This window comes from Paraeggerthella sp. LCP19S3_G8 (genome assembly GCF_052119225.1).
Classification (GTDB): Bacteria; Actinomycetota; Coriobacteriia; order Coriobacteriales; family Eggerthellaceae; genus Paraeggerthella; species Paraeggerthella hominis.
Genome location: NZ_JBQKFQ010000008.1, coordinates 58,285 through 75,188 on the forward strand (window position 1 = coordinate 58,285; position 16,904 = coordinate 75,188).

The 16,904-nt window shown below is 60.1% G+C and carries 12 protein-coding genes; 4 read left to right on the plus strand and 8 right to left on the minus strand.

Annotated elements, in window-relative coordinates; genetic code table 11:
• Nucleotides 1-109 precede the first annotated feature (109 nt).
• Nucleotides 110-1,666 (plus strand): LuxR C-terminal-related transcriptional regulator, encoded by a 1,557-nt coding sequence (locus ACTQZK_RS09785; protein WP_441899537.1) that lies wholly within the window; start codon nucleotides 110-112, stop codon nucleotides 1,664-1,666.
• Between the two features lie 150 nt (nucleotides 1,667-1,816).
• On the opposite strand, the gene nrfD is transcribed toward ACTQZK_RS09785, so the two are convergent.
• From nrfD to ACTQZK_RS09805, 4 genes are all read right to left on the minus strand, one after another.
• On the minus strand, nucleotides 1,817-2,683 hold the full coding sequence (gene nrfD, locus ACTQZK_RS09790; protein ID WP_114566187.1) for an NrfD/PsrC family molybdoenzyme membrane anchor subunit: 867 nt from the start codon (nucleotides 2,681-2,683) through the stop codon (nucleotides 1,817-1,819).
• A 6-nt stretch (nucleotides 2,684-2,689) separates the two neighbouring features.
• Nucleotides 2,690-3,223 carry a 4Fe-4S dicluster domain-containing protein gene (locus ACTQZK_RS09795; RefSeq protein WP_216528723.1) on the minus strand — a complete coding sequence of 178 codons (534 nt, stop codon included), beginning with the start codon at nucleotides 3,221-3,223 and terminating at the stop codon, nucleotides 2,690-2,692.
• Nucleotide 3,224: 1 nt separating this feature from the next.
• Nucleotides 3,225-5,414, minus strand: a complete 2,190-nt coding sequence (locus tag ACTQZK_RS09800; RefSeq protein ID WP_418831074.1) for a molybdopterin-containing oxidoreductase family protein — start codon at nucleotides 5,412-5,414, stop codon at nucleotides 3,225-3,227.
• 75 nt (nucleotides 5,415-5,489) lie between these two features.
• The gene (locus ACTQZK_RS09805) at nucleotides 5,490-6,119 is read right to left on the minus strand and encodes a molecular chaperone TorD family protein (protein ID WP_441899540.1); all 630 of its coding nucleotides are present in this window, start codon (nucleotides 6,117-6,119) and stop codon (nucleotides 5,490-5,492) included.
• A 220-nt stretch (nucleotides 6,120-6,339) separates the two neighbouring features.
• Here ACTQZK_RS09805 and ACTQZK_RS09810 point away from each other — a divergent pair, with 220 nt between their 5' ends.
• On the plus strand, nucleotides 6,340-7,971 hold the full coding sequence (locus ACTQZK_RS09810) for a response regulator transcription factor (RefSeq protein ID WP_441899542.1): 1,632 nt from the start codon (nucleotides 6,340-6,342) through the stop codon (nucleotides 7,969-7,971).
• 29 nt (nucleotides 7,972-8,000) lie between these two features.
• On the plus strand, nucleotides 8,001-8,693 hold the full coding sequence (locus ACTQZK_RS09815) for an aspartate/glutamate racemase family protein (protein ID WP_441899544.1): 693 nt from the start codon (nucleotides 8,001-8,003) through the stop codon (nucleotides 8,691-8,693).
• A 32-nt stretch (nucleotides 8,694-8,725) separates the two neighbouring features.
• Here the strand turns inward: ACTQZK_RS09815 and ACTQZK_RS09820 are convergent, their stop codons facing one another.
• The 3 genes from ACTQZK_RS09820 to ACTQZK_RS09830 form a co-directional block, all read right to left on the minus strand.
• On the minus strand, nucleotides 8,726-9,376 hold the full coding sequence (locus ACTQZK_RS09820) for a SanA/YdcF family protein (RefSeq protein WP_114566183.1): 651 nt from the start codon (nucleotides 9,374-9,376) through the stop codon (nucleotides 8,726-8,728).
• 160 nt (nucleotides 9,377-9,536) lie between these two features.
• Entirely contained in the window at nucleotides 9,537-10,592 is a 1,056-nt protein-coding gene (locus ACTQZK_RS09825) for an NADH:flavin oxidoreductase (protein ID WP_441899580.1), read from the minus strand.
• 35 nt (nucleotides 10,593-10,627) lie between these two features.
• On the minus strand, nucleotides 10,628-12,031 hold the full coding sequence (locus ACTQZK_RS09830) for a response regulator transcription factor (protein ID WP_114566181.1): 1,404 nt from the start codon (nucleotides 12,029-12,031) through the stop codon (nucleotides 10,628-10,630).
• A gap of 238 nt (nucleotides 12,032-12,269) precedes the next feature.
• Here ACTQZK_RS09830 and ACTQZK_RS09835 point away from each other — a divergent pair, with 238 nt between their 5' ends.
• On the plus strand, nucleotides 12,270-14,084 hold the full coding sequence (locus tag ACTQZK_RS09835) for a flavocytochrome c (RefSeq protein WP_441899582.1): 1,815 nt from the start codon (nucleotides 12,270-12,272) through the stop codon (nucleotides 14,082-14,084).
• 79 nt (nucleotides 14,085-14,163) lie between these two features.
• Here the strand turns inward: ACTQZK_RS09835 and leuS are convergent, their stop codons facing one another.
• On the minus strand, nucleotides 14,164-16,737 hold the full coding sequence (gene leuS, locus ACTQZK_RS09840) for a leucine--tRNA ligase (protein ID WP_441899584.1): 2,574 nt from the start codon (nucleotides 16,735-16,737) through the stop codon (nucleotides 14,164-14,166).
• Nucleotides 16,738-16,904: the final 167 nt, after the last annotated feature.

Consider the following 16,904-nt stretch of genomic DNA (forward strand, 5'->3'; position numbering starts at 1 on the left):
ATCAGTTTTTGGTGATTTAGACATTTTGCCTGGTAGATAAGCCATTATTAGGAAATTACAACCAAGGGCGCACGCTCGTCGAAGCGCGTCACTGCAAGGAGGTAAGCTTTTGAGCGATCCGCTGATCGCCACACGCGGGCGGCGCAGCATGCGCATGGTATGGAAAACGCTGAGGCTTCGCCATGTCGGGCTGGCGTTTTTCTGGGCATGCAGCATGCTCACGTTCCGCAGCTCCATTCTGCTTGCGGGCCCGGCGAACACGCCCGGGTACGAAACGTTTGTCGTGCTGGTTTCGTTCGTAGCGAACATGACCACGCTCTTCGCCATGGCCGCCTTCATGGAACGCAACCCCTCCGTTATCGACCGGCTTCCCGGGAAGCTGTTCTGCGCATGCATCATAGCGGGCATCGTCGCCCTTGCAAGCGCGGGGCGCACGGAAAACGAAGGAGCGATGATCGTGCTGCTCGCAGGCGGCGGCGCGCTGACCGGCATCGGCTACGGATACTACTGGGGAAGCTGGGCGGAATGCCTGGGACGCATGCACCCGTCACGAACCTCGTTTTACATCCCGGCGGCGTTTCTGGTGAGCGCAGCGCTGTTCCTGGCAATCTCGTTTGCCGCCGAACTTGCCGGCATGCCGCCTCTTGCGCTCATGGTCCCGCTGCCTGTTTTGTCGCTGGCGTGCCTGCACCGCTGCCGCGACGAAGCCCCTGACGGAGGCCATGCAAGCGCCACAACGTCCAAGCGGTACCTTTCCGCGCTCGGCTCGCTGGTAACGCTTATCGTGGCAAGCTTGGTATTGTCGCTGCTGTTCGGGTTCGTATGGGAAATGACCGTGCTGTCGGTCGGCTCGGTCAACGAAGCCCATCAGATCCCGCTCGTCGCAGATCTTGCGGTGGCGGTCGGGCTCATCGGCTTGGTGCTCTACGCGAACAAGCGAATGGATCTGGCGCTGGCGTACCGCGTGATCGTTCCCATCATCGTGGTCCTGTTCGCCGTTATGCCGTTTTTCTGGGAGACGAACCCGGTGGTTCTTAACGTTGTGATGAGCGCAAGCTATGGCGTGTTCGACGTCATCATCTGGTACATGGTGGCTTCGACCGCCTACGATTACGCTGTGTCGGGATTCGTGGTGGGCGGCATCGTACGGGCGCTGTCCATCCTTGCGCGACTGGTGGGCATCGGCATCGGGTATCTGCTCATGCTCATTCCCGGCACTCCCTCCATGCTCATCGTCGGCGTGTCCACCGGAGGCGTATACGTGCTGGCTATGCTGGGCCTTTTCTACGTCGCGCGCAAAAAGTCCGAGGGTGCGACGACGGCGGGAAGCCCTGCAAAGCGCATCGAGTCCGCCGCCGACGCGTCGAAGCCGCAAACCGCGCCGCCGCACGCACGGCCCGAAACGCCAGGACTTCAAGCTTCTCCTGCGCCAAATTCGCCGAGTTCAGACCAGGCTATCTACGACATGATCGCCGAGGACTTCAGCTTGACCCGTCGCGAATCGGAAGTGCTTCCCTACTTGGCACGCGGACGATCGGCCAAGGTCATCGCCGAAGCGCTGTTCGTGTCGGAGAACACCATTCGCACCCATACGCGACGCATTCTGGAAAAGACCGAGCTGCACTCGAAGCAGCAGATCATCGACCTTATAGAAACGTACCGCTAACGCGCGAAACGAAGAATCCGAGGCTTCGGAGCTTCGCCACCGTGCCCCAACCCAGCCTTGAAAAGCACGTCGCAACCGAAAAAGGACGCCGCCCGGAAAAGGCGACGTCCTTCAAGGAGGGGCTTGCAGCAGCGATCGCGCGGCGGTGCGCTACAGGTACGCCACCGGCAGCGCGGCCATCACGACCAAAAGGCGCAACAGGAAGCCGCCCACCAGCACGCCCGCCTCGCCGATGACGCTCACCACCATAGAGGTCATCGAGGTTTCGACGCGCTTGGTGATGAACACCGGATAGCCTTCGATCGCGAAGGGCAGTACCAAGCCGAACAGGACGATGCCGATCCAGAACGGCACGGCATACTGCCCAGTCAGCAGCATCTGAACGGACGCCGCGCCCTCGTAGCTTCCGGCGGACACGATCACCAGCATGGTGAACAGCACCACCAGCTCGATAGCCGACAAGATGACGTGCGACTTCTTGACCAGCCACATCTGTTCGAAACGCTCGCGGTCGACGATCAGTCCCACGAAGCTGGTGGCAGCCAAACCGGCCGACAGCGCCGACACCACGAACAGGATGGGCAGCACGGCGTTGTTCCACAGCGGATACGCCTTCACCACGCCCAAGAGGAAGCCGGTATAGGCCGCCACGGCGAACGCCGCCACCACGCCGATCCAGGTGAGCCACTTCGGCACGGGCTTCTTGAGCACTTCCAGCAGCGCCGCCGCCAAGGCAACCGGCATGAACACGCAGATGAAGTACACGCCCAAAGTCATCACCGATCCGGGGTTCATGACCAAGTACACGAACCGCAACGGGTTGTGCAGCCCGGCCTCGGCGTCAATCATGAGCATGATCAGGCCGATGCCCAGAAAGATAGGCGCGATGATACGTCCGGCGATGCGCATCTTCGTGCTGTCAGGATACTTCGCCTCCACGAAAGCAGCCGTTAGAAACGCGCCGGCCGACGCGCCCGCCAGGAACAGGTACCAAGCGATAAGGGGTCCCCATACCATTGTTCATCACCTCACGTAGAAGATCTTGGATTCGGTCAGGTCGCTCGCAAGAGGCTGAGCGTTGTAGCGCGCGATAGCCTGGTTGATCTCGCTGTTGGGATCGTCCAGGTCGCCGAAGATGCGAGCGTTCGTGATGCACGTGCCCACGCACGCCGGCGGGTTGCCCGGCTCGCCCTCGTACCAGCAGAAACGGCACTTCTCCACCACGCCCGAGTGCAGCTGCACGCGAACGCCGTAGGGGCACGCGGCCATGCAGTACTTGCAGCCGATGCATTTCCCCTCTTCAACCAGCACCACGCCCGAATCGGTAGTATACGTGGCGCCCGTCGGGCACACCGACTGGCACGGAGCGTCCTCGCAGTGCATGCACTGCACGGGCACGTTTTCGGCGTACACGTTGGGATACGCCCCCGTTTCCAGCTCTTCGTAATGGATGAACGCCTTGTCAGGATCCAGGCCATTGATCATCTGGCACGCCACGCGGCACGCGTAGCATCCCACGCATTTCTTCGTGTTGATGAGCATTCCGTAACGAGCCATCTTACGCCTCCACCTTCTTCACCGTGACCGCCACTTCCTGGCTCATGGTCGAGCCGACGCCCGGCTCGCCGCCGTGGAACGGCACGAACTCCGTCATGCTGATGCCGTACTCGTACGCGCGCGTCTGGTACGGCGACGTTCCGCCGTAGTGCGTGGGCAGGTACAGCACGCCGGGCTTGAGACGCTCCGTGACCTTCGCGCGCACCTGGCCGGTATGCTCGCTGGACGACACTTCCACCAAGTCGCCGTCAGCGATGCCGCGATCGGCCGCGTCCTTCGCGCTCATCCACACGCGCTCAAGGTTGTATTCGCGCGAAATGGCGTTCAGGGACTCCACGTTCTGCGTCATGGTGTGCGAGTGGATGGACTGCTTGCCGCCGATGAAGTGCAGCTGATCGCCCTGCGGCATGACCAGGCGCTCCACGTAGCCGATTACCGGGTTCAAGCCCGCGTTGCCCGCCTTCTCGCTGACGAACTGGTACTTTTCCGTCGGCGTCTTGAACTTCGGCACACCGTATTCGAACTTCTTGGACGTCACGTCCACGATGCCCTTTTCTTTAAGCTCGTCGAAGCTCACGCCCAGCGTGTCAAGCTCGGCCTTCGCCAGCTCCTCAACCGTGAAGTCGAAGTACTGACCCACGCCGCACGCCTGAGCCAGGCCGGCGAAAATCTCGTCGCAGGGCTTGGTTTCGGGATGCAGGCGATCGATCACCTGGGCGCGCAAAGCCACGAACTGCTTCTTGCCGCCAATGTAATCCGGCGCCTCCATGCGCTCCAGGTACGTGCACTCCGGCAGCACGTAATCGGCCTGCATAGCCGTCTCAGACATCTGCACGTCAATGGAAACCACCAGGTCAAGCTTATCGAACGCCTCGGACCACACCTTGGGCTGCGCATAGCCCTTCGCCGCGTTGGAGTTGTAGAAGAACATGCCCTTGACGCGGCCGTCCAGCGCAGCCTCAAGCGCGGCGATGTTCGAGCCGGAGCTGCTAACCGCACCGTACTCCTTGTCGCCGATGCGCTTCGCTTCGGGCTTCGGCGGCTCGGCGAAACGCTCGTCAGCTATCTTGCCGGCCTTCGGCGAGGAGGTGATGAGCGCACCGCCCTTCGCGCCCCAGCTGCCCAGAAGCGCGTTCACCGCAGTCACCGCGCGTGCCGTGTCGAAAGAGTTCTTGTACGCGCAACCGAACGCAGCGCGCCAGCTGGCCTCCACCGCGGCAGCCGGGGCCGCCTTCGCAAGAGCCTGCGCCAGTTCGCGAATGCGATCGGCGGGCACGTCGCAGATCTTCTCGGCCCATTCGGGCGTGTACTCCTTCGCCTGCGCGGCGAATTCCTCGAAGCCCACCGTATGCTGCTCGATGAAATCATGATCGTACAGGTCTTCCTCGATGAGCACGTTGCAGATGCCCATGAGCAGCGCCAGGTCGGTGCCGGGGTTGACGGGCACCCAGTCGCTGGCGAAGATGCCCGCGTTGTTCAGGCGCGGATCTACGATGACCACGCGCGTGCCGGCCTCGGCAGCATCCGCCAAGCTCATAGCATGGGACGGACGAATGCCGTCGCCGTAGCTGCGGCCTATGAACAGAACCATCTTGCACGATCCGAAGTCAACCGAATAGTTCGACGCGCCGATCGTTTCGGTCAAGCCGGCTTCTTTGGACAGGTTGCACGCCGCCGCATGCGTGTAGACGTTCGCCGATCCCAGAGCGTTCATGAAGCGCTTCGTGTAATACTTGCCCGACGGGCGCGGATCGTGAACGAGCGCAAGCGACTCGGGGCCGTTCGCAGCCACGATTGCCTTTACTTTTTCGCCGATCTCCCTGAACGCGGTGTCCCAATCGATGGGCTCGAATTCACCGCTTTCCGTACGCCGCAGCGGCTGCGTCACGCGCTCCTCGTTGTACGCCATCTGCGCGAAGCCATGCCCGCGAGCGCACAGCTTGCCCTTGGAATACGGATGCTGCTCGATGCCGCTCAGCGTGAACAGCGTCCCGCCCAGCGTGGTTGCCATCAGGCCGCACTTGCTCGAGCATCCGTTGCACAGCGAAGGCGCCGTGCCCCGCTCGCCCCCGGCCGCATTCGCGCGCTCGGCGCTCCAAGCGCCCAGCGAAAGAGACCCGACCGCTGCAACCGATGCGGCGGCGGCCGATCCCTTTAGAAACGTTCTGCGCGAAACCGTTGAATCGAACATTTCTCCTCCTACCATCTCGTCTTCGCCGCGAGCAAGCCCGCAGCCTCCTCCCTGTTGGCCCCAGAATCGAAGCGGCTACGCAAGCCGAGCATGCACCGCTTTATCGACCGCCGTCGTCAGCGTCCGCAGAAAGGCGATCCCCTCCGCAAGGGCGCGGCGCTTGGCTTCGTCGAAAGCGGGGGCGTCGGCGGCGCGCTCTGCACGGTCGCGCAAAGCGGCATCGTACTCGCCCAGCCAATCGAAGTGATCCCGGATCAGGTTGTCCGCAGCCTGATCGTTGCCAACCTCGAGAAAAAGCGCCAGCAGCTCCAAGAGCAACGACAGGTGGTCCGGCATCGCCGAGAACTCCTGCGGAATCTCCAAACCGCACGCATCGAACAACGCTTGCGCGTGACCCGCCGTTTCGCCGCCGTACAGTCCGCGCGACGCACGCACGGTTCCGTCGGGCGCCCGCCACGGCTTGTAAAGCGATTCCACCGGCATAGCGGCCAGGGGCAGCCCCGGCACAAGCAGCTCGCTTTCAACCGCATGGCGCGCATCGGCCGAAGGCGCTTCGATAACCACGCCCGCGCACGCCGCCATGCCCTCCCATGCACGTCGCTCGCTTGCAGCGGTGAACCCGTCTTCACCCATTCTCGTGAACAGCAAAGCGGCCTCGGCGCAAGCGTGCATGAGCGCCTTGTTGGATTGCTCTTGGGAATTCACTAGCGTCCTTTCTCGTCGCGAAAAAGGCTAAATCCAGCAGCTTGCTTACATATCATCAGTTTCTGATGATTCTGCGTTTTGGCTGGTAAACTATAGTGTGACAAGCAATAGAACACGTAGGCAATCACGGTGTACAGCTACAACCGCAACGAGGCGGAACGCTATCGGGGGGCATCGATTCATGGTTGGAAACTCGCGTATCAATGCAGATCGGCGAAGCATGCGCATGATCTGGAAAACGCTGCGGCCGCATCACGTGGGACTCGCATTCTTTTGGGCGTGCAGCATGCTGACGTTTCGCAGTTCTCTTCTTCTGGAGGGGCCTGCCGACAACACGTCGTGCCAAACGCTTATCGTCATCGTCTCGTTCGTAGCGAACATGACAACGCTGTTTCTGATCGCCTCGCGCATCGAGCGAAACCCTGCGTTTTACGACCGCTTGAAGCCGGGGGCGTTCACCGCGCTCATCGTTATCGGGCTTGTGCTGCTGTCGGGATCGGGTCCTCTAGCTAGCATGGGATTGCTACCGGAATCGGCTCTTGCCGCCCCTATCGTCACGGGCGCCGTGCTTGCGGGCGCCGGGTACGGCTACTACTGGGGAAGCTGGGCGGAGTACCTGGGACGCATGCACCCCTCGCGCACGTCGTTTTACATCCCCGTCGTGCTGCTGCTAACGGCTTCGCTGTTCGTCGTGATCTCGATCTGCTCGGATCACGGAGGCGTCCCCGCGCTCCTGCTTATAGCTCCCCTGCCCGTTCTTTCCCAGCTTTGCCTTGCGCGATGCAAGCAAGAGGTTCCCGAAGGGCGCTACGCCAGCAACGTCAATTCGGATCGGTACCGCACCGCGCTCGGATCGCTGGTGAGCCTGATCGTATCCAGCTTGGTTCTTTCGTGCCTGTTCGGCTTCGTCTGGCAGATGACGGTCGTTTCGGTTGGGTCGGCGGACGACGCGCACCGGCTACCCTTGATCGCCAATATCATCGCAGCTGCAGGGCTGATTGCGCTCGTGCTGCTGGCGCGAAAGCGCATCGATCTTTCCTTCGCGTTTCGCGTGATCGTGCCCGGTATCGTCGTTTTGTTCGCCATCATGCCGCTGTTCTGGGAGTCGAACCCAGTCATGCTCAACGTCATCATGAGCACCGGCTACGGCATGTTCGACGTCATTATATGGTACATGGTGGTTTCGACCGCCTACGACTTCGCAGTGTCGGGTTTCGTGATCGGCGGCATCGTGCGAGCGCTGTCCATCATCGCACGACTTGTAGGCATTGGCATCGGGTACGTGATCATGCTCATCCCGGAAAGACCGTCCATGTTGATCGTGGGTATCTCGGTGGGCGCTGTGTACGTGCTCGCCATGCTCTTGGTGCTTCAAAGTACGCGCCATCGATTCTCGTTCTTCTTCCAGGAAACAGACGCTCGACAGGAGAAGAATACTTCCGCAAACATCGGCGACGCGTCCGCAACGCTCACGGGCCAGATTGCCACCGCAATGCCAGCGCCGCAGGTCAACGCTGCGGAAGCGTCCACCCAAAGCGCAAATCGCATGGCTTCGGAAGCGCCTGAACAGCCTGCTGCGAAGCCCGCCGCCACCGGAGCAGGATCCATGAGCGAGGCGGAGGCGGAGTCGGCCAGCGAGCGCGTCTACGACCAGATAGCCGAGTACTACGGCCTGACGCGCCGCGAAGCGGAAGTGCTTCCGTATCTGGCGCGCGGACGATCGGCGAAGGTCATCGCGGATGCCTTGTTCGTATCCGAAAGCACCATCCGCACGCACACGCGGCGCATTCTGGAAAAAACTGCGCTACACTCCAAGCAGGAGCTGATCGACTTGATCGATCGGTACGAATGACAACAGATCCCCGCAAGAAAGAGGTCGATATGAGTCCTGCGTACACCATGGGCATCATTCGCGTGATCACGCAGGAGCAAGCCCAGGTGGACGCGCACGGGCAACTGATCGAACAGTGGATCCCCGGCGTGAAAACGCTGTCGCGCTGCATCCCCGACCAGCCCGAAGGAGTGCACGACGCGGGCACCAAACGCGCAGCTGCGCCCAAAGTGGCGGCCCTGGCCCAGGAACTCGAGCAGGCGGGCGTCGACGGAATTATCGTGAGCTGCGCGGACGATCCCGGGGTTCTCGAAGCGCGCGCAGCCGTGCGCATCCCGGTTGTCGGCGCAGGCGAAAGCACCGCTTCCGCCGCCGCGCGCTTCAACGGACCGGTCGGCGTTCTGGGCATCACACCCGAAGCTCCGCCAGCGTTCGACCGCATCCTGGGACCGCAGCTGCTGGCAAACGTCGTACCCGCCGGAGTGAAGAGCACCCTTGACCTGCAAACTCCCGAAGGGCGAGCAAGCGCTCTGAAATCCGTCGAAAGCCTCTCCGCGCAAGGAGCTCAGGCGATCGCGTTGGCATGCACCGGGTTCGCTACCATAGGATTGGCTCCGGAACTCGAACGCGCAGCAGGGATTCCCGTGCTCGATGCCGTGCAGTGCGAAGCTTGCACCCTGCTGTTGGAGCTTTTAAGAACGCGAGCCACCGCATTCGGGGAACCGCTGCGTCGGCCCGAATAGCAGGATCGCCCTCTCCCGTTCGGAGAATCGACTCAGTAGCCTTCGGTCACGTCGCCCGATTGGTCCAAGCTGATGGGATCGCCCACGAACGTCGACGGGACCTCGAACAGCGTCTTGAAAAAATCCTTCGTGCGCGCAGGTATTTCACGCAGATCGTATTGGGTCTGCTTCGCGTACGTGCGATAGTCGCTCGGAACTCCAATAGCCTCAAGCCCCAGGCCATGCGCCGCATAGAGCGCTCGATACAGATGGTAGGTCTGCGTGGCCACCACGATGCGCTGCGCGCCGAACACGTGCTTGGCGCGGTACATGCTCTCGTATGTAGAGAACCCGGCGTGATCACAGAACACGTCTTCGCTAGGAACCCCCTGGGAAACGGCATAGTCTTTCATGGCCTTGACTTCGTTGTACGCGATCGTGCTATTGTCCCCGCTCATGATCAGCTTCGGAGCAACGCCGGATCGGTACAAAGCGATACCGTCGTCAAGCCGGTCCTGCAAAATGCTCGACGGCGTTCCGTCCGCGAACACGGATGCGCCCAGCACCACTATGGCGTCGGCATCGTAGCCAATCGCCTCCTGCGAGTCTACGATGCTCCCTTTCGCCGTGACCACGGTCACGACGTTCGTTATCGCGAACACCGCCCCAACCGCAAGCACGCATCCGAGCACTGCACCCAGCATCGCCTTTACCCATCCATGTTTCTTCGCCTTTGCCATAGGCGTCGATGATAGCAAACGAGGGGTGCCCGTGCGCTGCAACATCGGCGTTGCCATCGAAACTCAAGGGGGAATCCACGCAAACTGCGAGTCAAAGCAGCCGGAAAGCGCCGATGCGAAACACCTACGGCACTATGCAGCGATGGCCGGGCGAGGAACTGCATCCGTTGCACGATACGCAACGCGGCGCGGCATTCGGGTCGGCGCTCCAGCGTCGCACAAGGTGCGGCTCGCAAATAAGCGGGCGACACAAGCCGAAGCCCGCGATGCCGCCTTCCGTTGCAAGGCGTTCCATCGCAGCAAAGCTGCGGTTGCCGCCCGTCAAGATCACAGGTATGTCGAGCTCACGTGCAAGACGCTGCGCGTAGGAAGCGAAGAACGGCTCGCCCGCATAGTCTTTCACCCGGCAGGAGCGCCAATTTCCGCTTACGTCGATAGCCGACACGCCATGCGCCTCAAGCAGCTTCGCCACTTCTGCGCTTTCGCTTTCGGTCAAGCCGCCCTCCACACCGTCGGAACTGTTCAGCTTCACGATCAGCGGAAACGCCTTGCCCACTCGATCGCGGACGGCATCGACAACCTCAGCTAGGAAGCGGGCACGATGCTCAAGGGAGCCGCCGTACCCGTCTGTGCGCTTGTTGAACAGCGGGCTTAGAAACTGGCTGAGCACGTAGCCGTGCGCCGCATGCAGCTCCACACCGTCGAACCCTGCGGCCTGGGCACGTTCAGCCGCGCCCGCGAACGCGCGCGCAAGCGCTTGCAGGTCGGCGCTCGTCGCCTCCACGGGAACGATGCCGGTCTTCGGATTGGCAACGGAAGACGGCCCGAGGATTCGCGCGCTGGGCGGATCGAGCCTGGTAGCCGAGCCGCCGTACACGATCTGCGAAACAACGCGCGCGCCGCGAGCGTGCAAATCGTCAACGAACGCACGGTACGCGGGAACGAACGAGTCGTCATAGATGCCAAGCATGCGCGGGTTCGGCTGCTCGTCGCGCGTGACGTACGCGTAGCCCACGATGATCGTGCCCACCTCGCCGCTGGCAAGCTCCTCGTAAACAGCTCGGAGCTCTGGGGTCATGTGCCCATCGTCGGTAGCCAATCCTTCGTAAGTTGCCGCGCGCACGAACCTATTCCGCGCTTGCAGCGCTCCTATCTCCAGCTTTTCGAACAACGCGCCCATCAAGCCGCCCCCCTTGCTATGCGTTTCCGTATTCGTCAATCCCCAATGCCCAGCAGCTCATAAAGCTCGTCCCGGCTGTGGACTCCGAGTTTGCGATAAATGCGACTCGTATGCGCTTTCACCGTACCGCGTGCTACGAACAAGTTTTCCTCGATCTGCGCTGAAGTTCCTTTGCGCGCGAGCAACTGCAACACCTCTTCCTCACGCGGGCTCAAATTATGCTCGCGCGACAAATCGGACACGCGCATAGCAAGCAATCCCGGCGAGAACACGTCATCGCCGTCGGAGGTTTGTTTCAAATTGATGCCCCACTTGGCAGATAGCCGTTTTTCCGTAAAAAACAGCACCGTGAACGCCAGCGCCACAACCGCTACGATTCCTAGATGGATTGCCGTTACAGTATCTTTTGACAAATAGAAAGAAGTGACCGCAAACAAACTCCAGCCCCCTGCTTCCACCAGATAGCGAATACCACGTTCAATACCATTCAACCAAGCAGCTGCAATATCGAATCGGTACGTGATGTTGCTCAAGACAATCATAATGAAAATGGACAGCATGGTATAACCTGCATCGTAGCAACCCGCTACTGTTTTCGAATCAAGCGAGAATTGCGGAGCAATGAGCAGAAGCCCCACGATCATGAGAGGAAACGCCAGTTGGTATATGATGTCGAAATTAAACCACCTCGACGATGAAAGGACGCCAAAAAACACAAACGCCGCAACCGACATCGTACCCACAGTATTTCCTGCCGCCAAGGGCTGATCAGGAAGAACCCCAAACCCTGTCGCAAACGTGCATATCCCCATGAGAGCAATCGGTTTCCAGGGAATTTCGGAAATCCCTGCTTTACCCATAGGTTTAGGCAGGTCGATTTCTGGTAAATGCTTCATAGAACGGCGCACCCAATCAAGGGAAACGAGCGGAAGAGTTAAAGAGAATACGACGATATATGCAGGTTCAAGTCCACTAAACAGCCACTTTAACACCTCTCCCAAAAAAATAGCCGCGGCATAATAGGCAGCAACACGCATAGGATTAAGTGATCCAAAAAACTCCGTCCACATGAGAATGAGCAGCCCAAGCCCCGCGCCCGCCAACATAAGCCCAAGATACTTGAGCGCCGCAATCTGCACCCAGAAGCATGCAATGGCGCACAGCGCCGACCCGCCCACCATGCCGAAGGCAACCAGGCCCACCGCCACCCGGTTCGACCAGAGAGGAGTAACGCGACGCGCAAGAAAAACAACTGCAAACGACGCAACGCCTATGGCTCCCTCGAACAACGCATAATCAAAAAAGTCGACGGTCGGAAATGCATCGTACCGAAAAAAAGTTGCAAGCCACGCACGGTACAATCCAATACCGAGAAACGCAACGGGCATAGTCCCGATGCGCGTAAACACATTCTTCCAACAACCGCACAACTCCTTCATGCAGAACCTCCCCTTCCTGCAATTTCGGGTTTTCATCTTACCCTGAAAAAGCATGATGCACCGAGCGTTTTGCCTAGGGTTACCTATTTAAACCAAGGCTGGGTTACACATTGAACCCCTTCGGCGTCCATCCGATGCGGTACTGCGGTGCTATGTTCTCGTCGTCCCGAACAGCGCGACCAAAAAAGGTGGCGCACCATGGGAGGCGGGACCGGATACAACAAGGAGGATGAACAAGATGGCAGGACTTTCACGTAGACAGTTTCTTACGGGTGCTGCGTTAGCGACGGCAGGAGGCGCGTTGACATTGGGCGGATGCACGTCATCAGGAAGCGCCGCGAAAGAGCGGTCCGCCGACGCAAGCATCGCAACCGTCGGCAGCGGCATGGGAAAGCACGGCGCCATACAGATCGAGGTTGTCTCGAAAGATGGCGCTATCGAACGTATTGATGTATTAGATTCTCGCGAGTCCGCAGGATTGGGCGATGTGTGCATGAAAAAGCTGGGCAAGCTCATCGTCGACAATCAAACGTTGAACGTTGACGTCGTGACGGGCGCCTCGCTATCCAGCATGGCGTACCTCACCGCCGTTGCTGAAGCACTTGACAAGGCAGGAGAGAAGTCATCCGAATGGAAGAAACGCGACAGAGCCGTGCAACAGCCAGAGAGCGATATACCCACAGCGTTTGATATTGTAGTCGTGGGTACAGGCGGCGCAGGATTTACTGCCGCCATTAGCGCGGCCAACAAGGGCCAGAAGGTACTGCTCATGGAGAAGCTAGGAGTATTCGGGGGCTCCACCGCATTGTCCGGAGGAGAGATGGCCGTGCCCGGCAATTGGATCCAGCAAAACTCAGGATTAAGCGACAGCTCCGAACAGCTGGCGAATGACATGCTAGAAGGCGGGGACCACCGCGGCGACCCTGCCCTAGTGAACGTCATCGCAAACGGCGTGTACGACGCAGCGCAATGGCTCACTTACGAAGGAGGAATATCTTGGGAGCACAACCTTCTGTTCTTCGGCGGCCACTCGGTCAAGCGTTCCATCATTCCTTCGGGACACATAGGCAACGCCATGACGACCAAGTTGACCGCCCGGGCCCAGTCAATCGATAACATCACGCTCATCGACAACACGAAAGCAACCGCGCTCGTGCAAGATGCGAATGGAGGCATTGGCGGCATCAAGGCAACGAATACCGTCACCGGTAACGAATACTCCTTCGAATGTAAAGCCGTCGTACTGGCATGCGGCGGGTTTGGCGCAAACGTCGAAATGCGCGAGCAGGCAAATCCTGAGTTTGGGAAGCAATTCAATTCAACCGATTCGGTAGGAGCGCAGGGAGACGGACTTACCATGGCATCCGCTATCGGTGCCGAGCTCGTAGATATGGAACTCATCCAAACCTATCCCATCTGCGATGTAAACACCGGAGCGCTGCTGTATTTGGACGACATGCGCCTGGACGAACGCACGGTCATGTTTAACAAGGAAGGAAAACGCTTCGTCGAAGAACTTGGCCGACGAGACGTTTTGTCCAAAGCCATTCTCAAACAGACCGACGAACGCGCTTACGAAATCTGGGATCAGGCGGCTGCAGACGAGACTAAAGTGGTCGACATCCATGCAGACGAATTTGAAAACCTCGTTTCACGGAATCTTTGTACGAAAGCAGATACGCTTGAAGAAGCCTGCGAACCTTTCGGCATCGATGCCGCCGCGCTCGCAAAGACAATCGAGCAATGGAACAGTTACGTAAACGCAGGATCCGATCCCGATTTCGCCTACCGCGGAACCATGCATAAGATCGATACGCCGCCCTACTACATCATGGCGTACAAGCCGGCCGTGCATTACACCATGGGAGGCCTGCACATCAACGCGAACGCCGAGGTGCTCGACGCGAACGGCAATCCCATTCCCGGACTCTTCGCTGCAGGCGAAGTGGCCGGCCACAAGATGGGGGCAAACCGCCTAGGATCCACATCCATGGCAGACATCTACACGTTTGGTCGTGTAGCGGGAAACAACGCCGCCGACTACGTGGGATAACGCCTCATCGACCCCCCCCCTCAACGAAAGCGGCTCGGATACCCGAGCCGCTTTCGCATTATCCATCTTGCCTGCCGCCCTACTTCGCTACGATGTTGACCAAGCGACCGGGAACCACAACAACCTTTTTGACGTCCTTGCCTGCCAAAGCAGCCTCGACGGCAGCCAAACCATCGGCCTTGATATCGTCTTCGGCGGCATCGGCAGCAACCGTGATCTTCGCCTTCACCTTGCCGTTCACCTGAACTGCAAGCTCCACTTCGTCAGCCTTCGCCTGCTCGGGATCAAACTCAGGCCACAGCTGCACGTGCACCGAGCCTTCGTTGCCCAGTGCGTCATGCCACAGCTCTTCGGCCCAATGCGGGGCAAACGGAGCCATAAGCTTGACGATAACCTCGGCAACCTCGCGATCGAACGTCTGTGAGAACGCGCTTGCGGCGCGCTCGTCCGCGGAGCACTTGCGCAGGTAATCGCTCGCCGCATTCGTCAGCTCCATGATGGCGGCAAGCGCCGTGTTGAAGTTGTTGCGATCGAAGTCATCGGCCACCTTGCCCACCACGCGATGGCGCTCGCGTACCAGCTTCTCAAGAGCCTTCTTGCCCTCGTCCTCCGAAGATCCCGCTTGGAACAGCGTTTCTTCATCGGCGGTGCCCATCAGGTCGCACACGATGCGCCACGCGCGGTTCATGAACTTGTAGATGCCAGCCAAGCCGCCTTCGTCCCACAGCAGATCCTTGTCAGGCGGAGCCATGAACAGGATGTATGCGCGCACGGCATCGGTTCCGTATTCGGCGATCATATCCTCAGGCGCAATCACGTTGCCCTTCGACTTCGACATGGTCTCACCGTGCTCGTCCTTTACCATGCCCTGGCACAGCAGGTTCGCGAACGGCTCGTCCACGTTCAGCAGCCCCAGATCGCGCAGCACCTTCGTGAAGAAGCGGCTGTACAGGAGGTGCAGAATAGCATGCTCGATGCCGCCGATGTACTGATCAACCTGCATCCAACGGTTCGCCTTCGCAGGATCGAACGGCAGCTCGTCATTATGAGGGTCGGTGTAGCGCAAATAGTACCAGCTCGAGCACGTGAACGTGTCCATGGTGTCGGTTTCGCGCTTAGCCGGGCCGCCGCACACGGGGCACGTCGTGTTCACGAAGCCCTCGTGGGTAGCCAGCGTCTCGCCAGCAGCCAGATCGATGTCCTCGGGCAGGCGCACCGGAAGATCCTCTTCGGGCACGGGCACCAAACCGCAGGTCGGGCAGTGAACGGCAGGAATGGGATTGCCCCAATAGCGCTGACGGCTGATAAGCCAATCGCGCAGGCGGAACTCGACCTTCGTGCGGCCCTTTCCGGCCGCTTCGAGGTCGGCGATGATCGCGTCAACCGCCGGGCTGTGCTTGCCGCCCACCATGCCCGTGTACTTGCCGGATTGCACCAGCACGCCTTCGGCATCGTAGGCATGATCCCAGTCGACCGAGGTGACGCGACGATCCTGTACCCCGTTCAACTGATCGAACAGCGGGTCGTCCTCGCCCAGGATGATGGGAATGATGGGCAGATCGTATTTGCGCGCGAACTCGAAGTCGCGCTGATCGCCGCACGGAACAGCCATGACCGCGCCGGTGCCGTAATCGCTCACGATGTAGTCGGCAACCCACACCGGCACCTTTTCGCCATTGATGGGGTTCACCATGTAACGGCCGGTGAACGCGCCGTGCTTCTCGCGATCGCCCTGCGCGCGCTCGACAGCGCTCACCTTGGACGCCTGCTCGACCACCTCGCGGACGGCAGACTCGTATTCCGTGCCCTCAACCAAGCTCATCAGGCCCTTGTACTCAGGGGCCAGCAGGAAGAACGAGCAGCCGAACAACGTATCGGGACGCGTGGTGAAGACGGTGATCAGATCGTCATCGGTCGGGCTGGCCGGAGCCTCGCCGTCGGCGCCGCACAGCGTGAACGTGACTTCCGCGCCCTCGGAGCGACCGATCCAGTTCGCCTGCATCTGCTTGACGCGATCGGGCCAACCGTTCAGCTGATCCAAGTCGTCGAGGAGCTCCTGCGCGTAGTCGGTAATCTTGAAGTACCACTGCGTCAGGTCGCGCTTCTCCACCGCGCCGTGGCAGCGCCAGCACTCGCCCTCGGTCACCTGCTCGTTCGCCAGCACGGTTTCGCAGTTCGGGCACCAGTTCACCGGGCTGTTGCGGCGCTCGACCAGGCCCTTCTTCCACATTTGGAGGAAAATCCACTGGCCCCAGCGATAGTACTCAGGATCGCACGCCACCACGGTGCGGTCCCAGTCGTACGAAAAGCCCATGCGCTTGAAGCTGGCCTTCTGAGTTTCGATGTTGGCGTACGTCCACGTAGCCGGGTGGCTGTTGTGCTTGATAGCCGCGTTTTCCGCCGGGAGGCCGAACGCGTCCCAGCCCATGGGATGCAACACGTCGAAGCCGCGCATCTTGGAGTAGCGGGCGATCACGTCGCCGATGGTGTAGTTGCGCACGTGGCCCATGTGAATGTCGCCCGAAGGATAGGGGAACATCTCGAGCACGTACTTCTTAGGCTTCGAGGCATCCTCGGTCACCTTGTTGAGGTCGGTGTCGGCCCATACCTGCTGCCAACGGGGTTCGATCTCGTGCGGATTGTAAGGTTTCATGGTCATGTTGCTTTCCTCGTCAGGTCGGCACCGCCCGCGCGCGTCCGCGCAGAGGGTCGTTTATTCGCGAATGTTCCCATTATAGTGATTGCGGCGCGAAAGCGAAGCGTTATCGATCGACTTCACGACTTCGCAGGGGCAATCAAACCCTTGCGTGCAGACCTCGA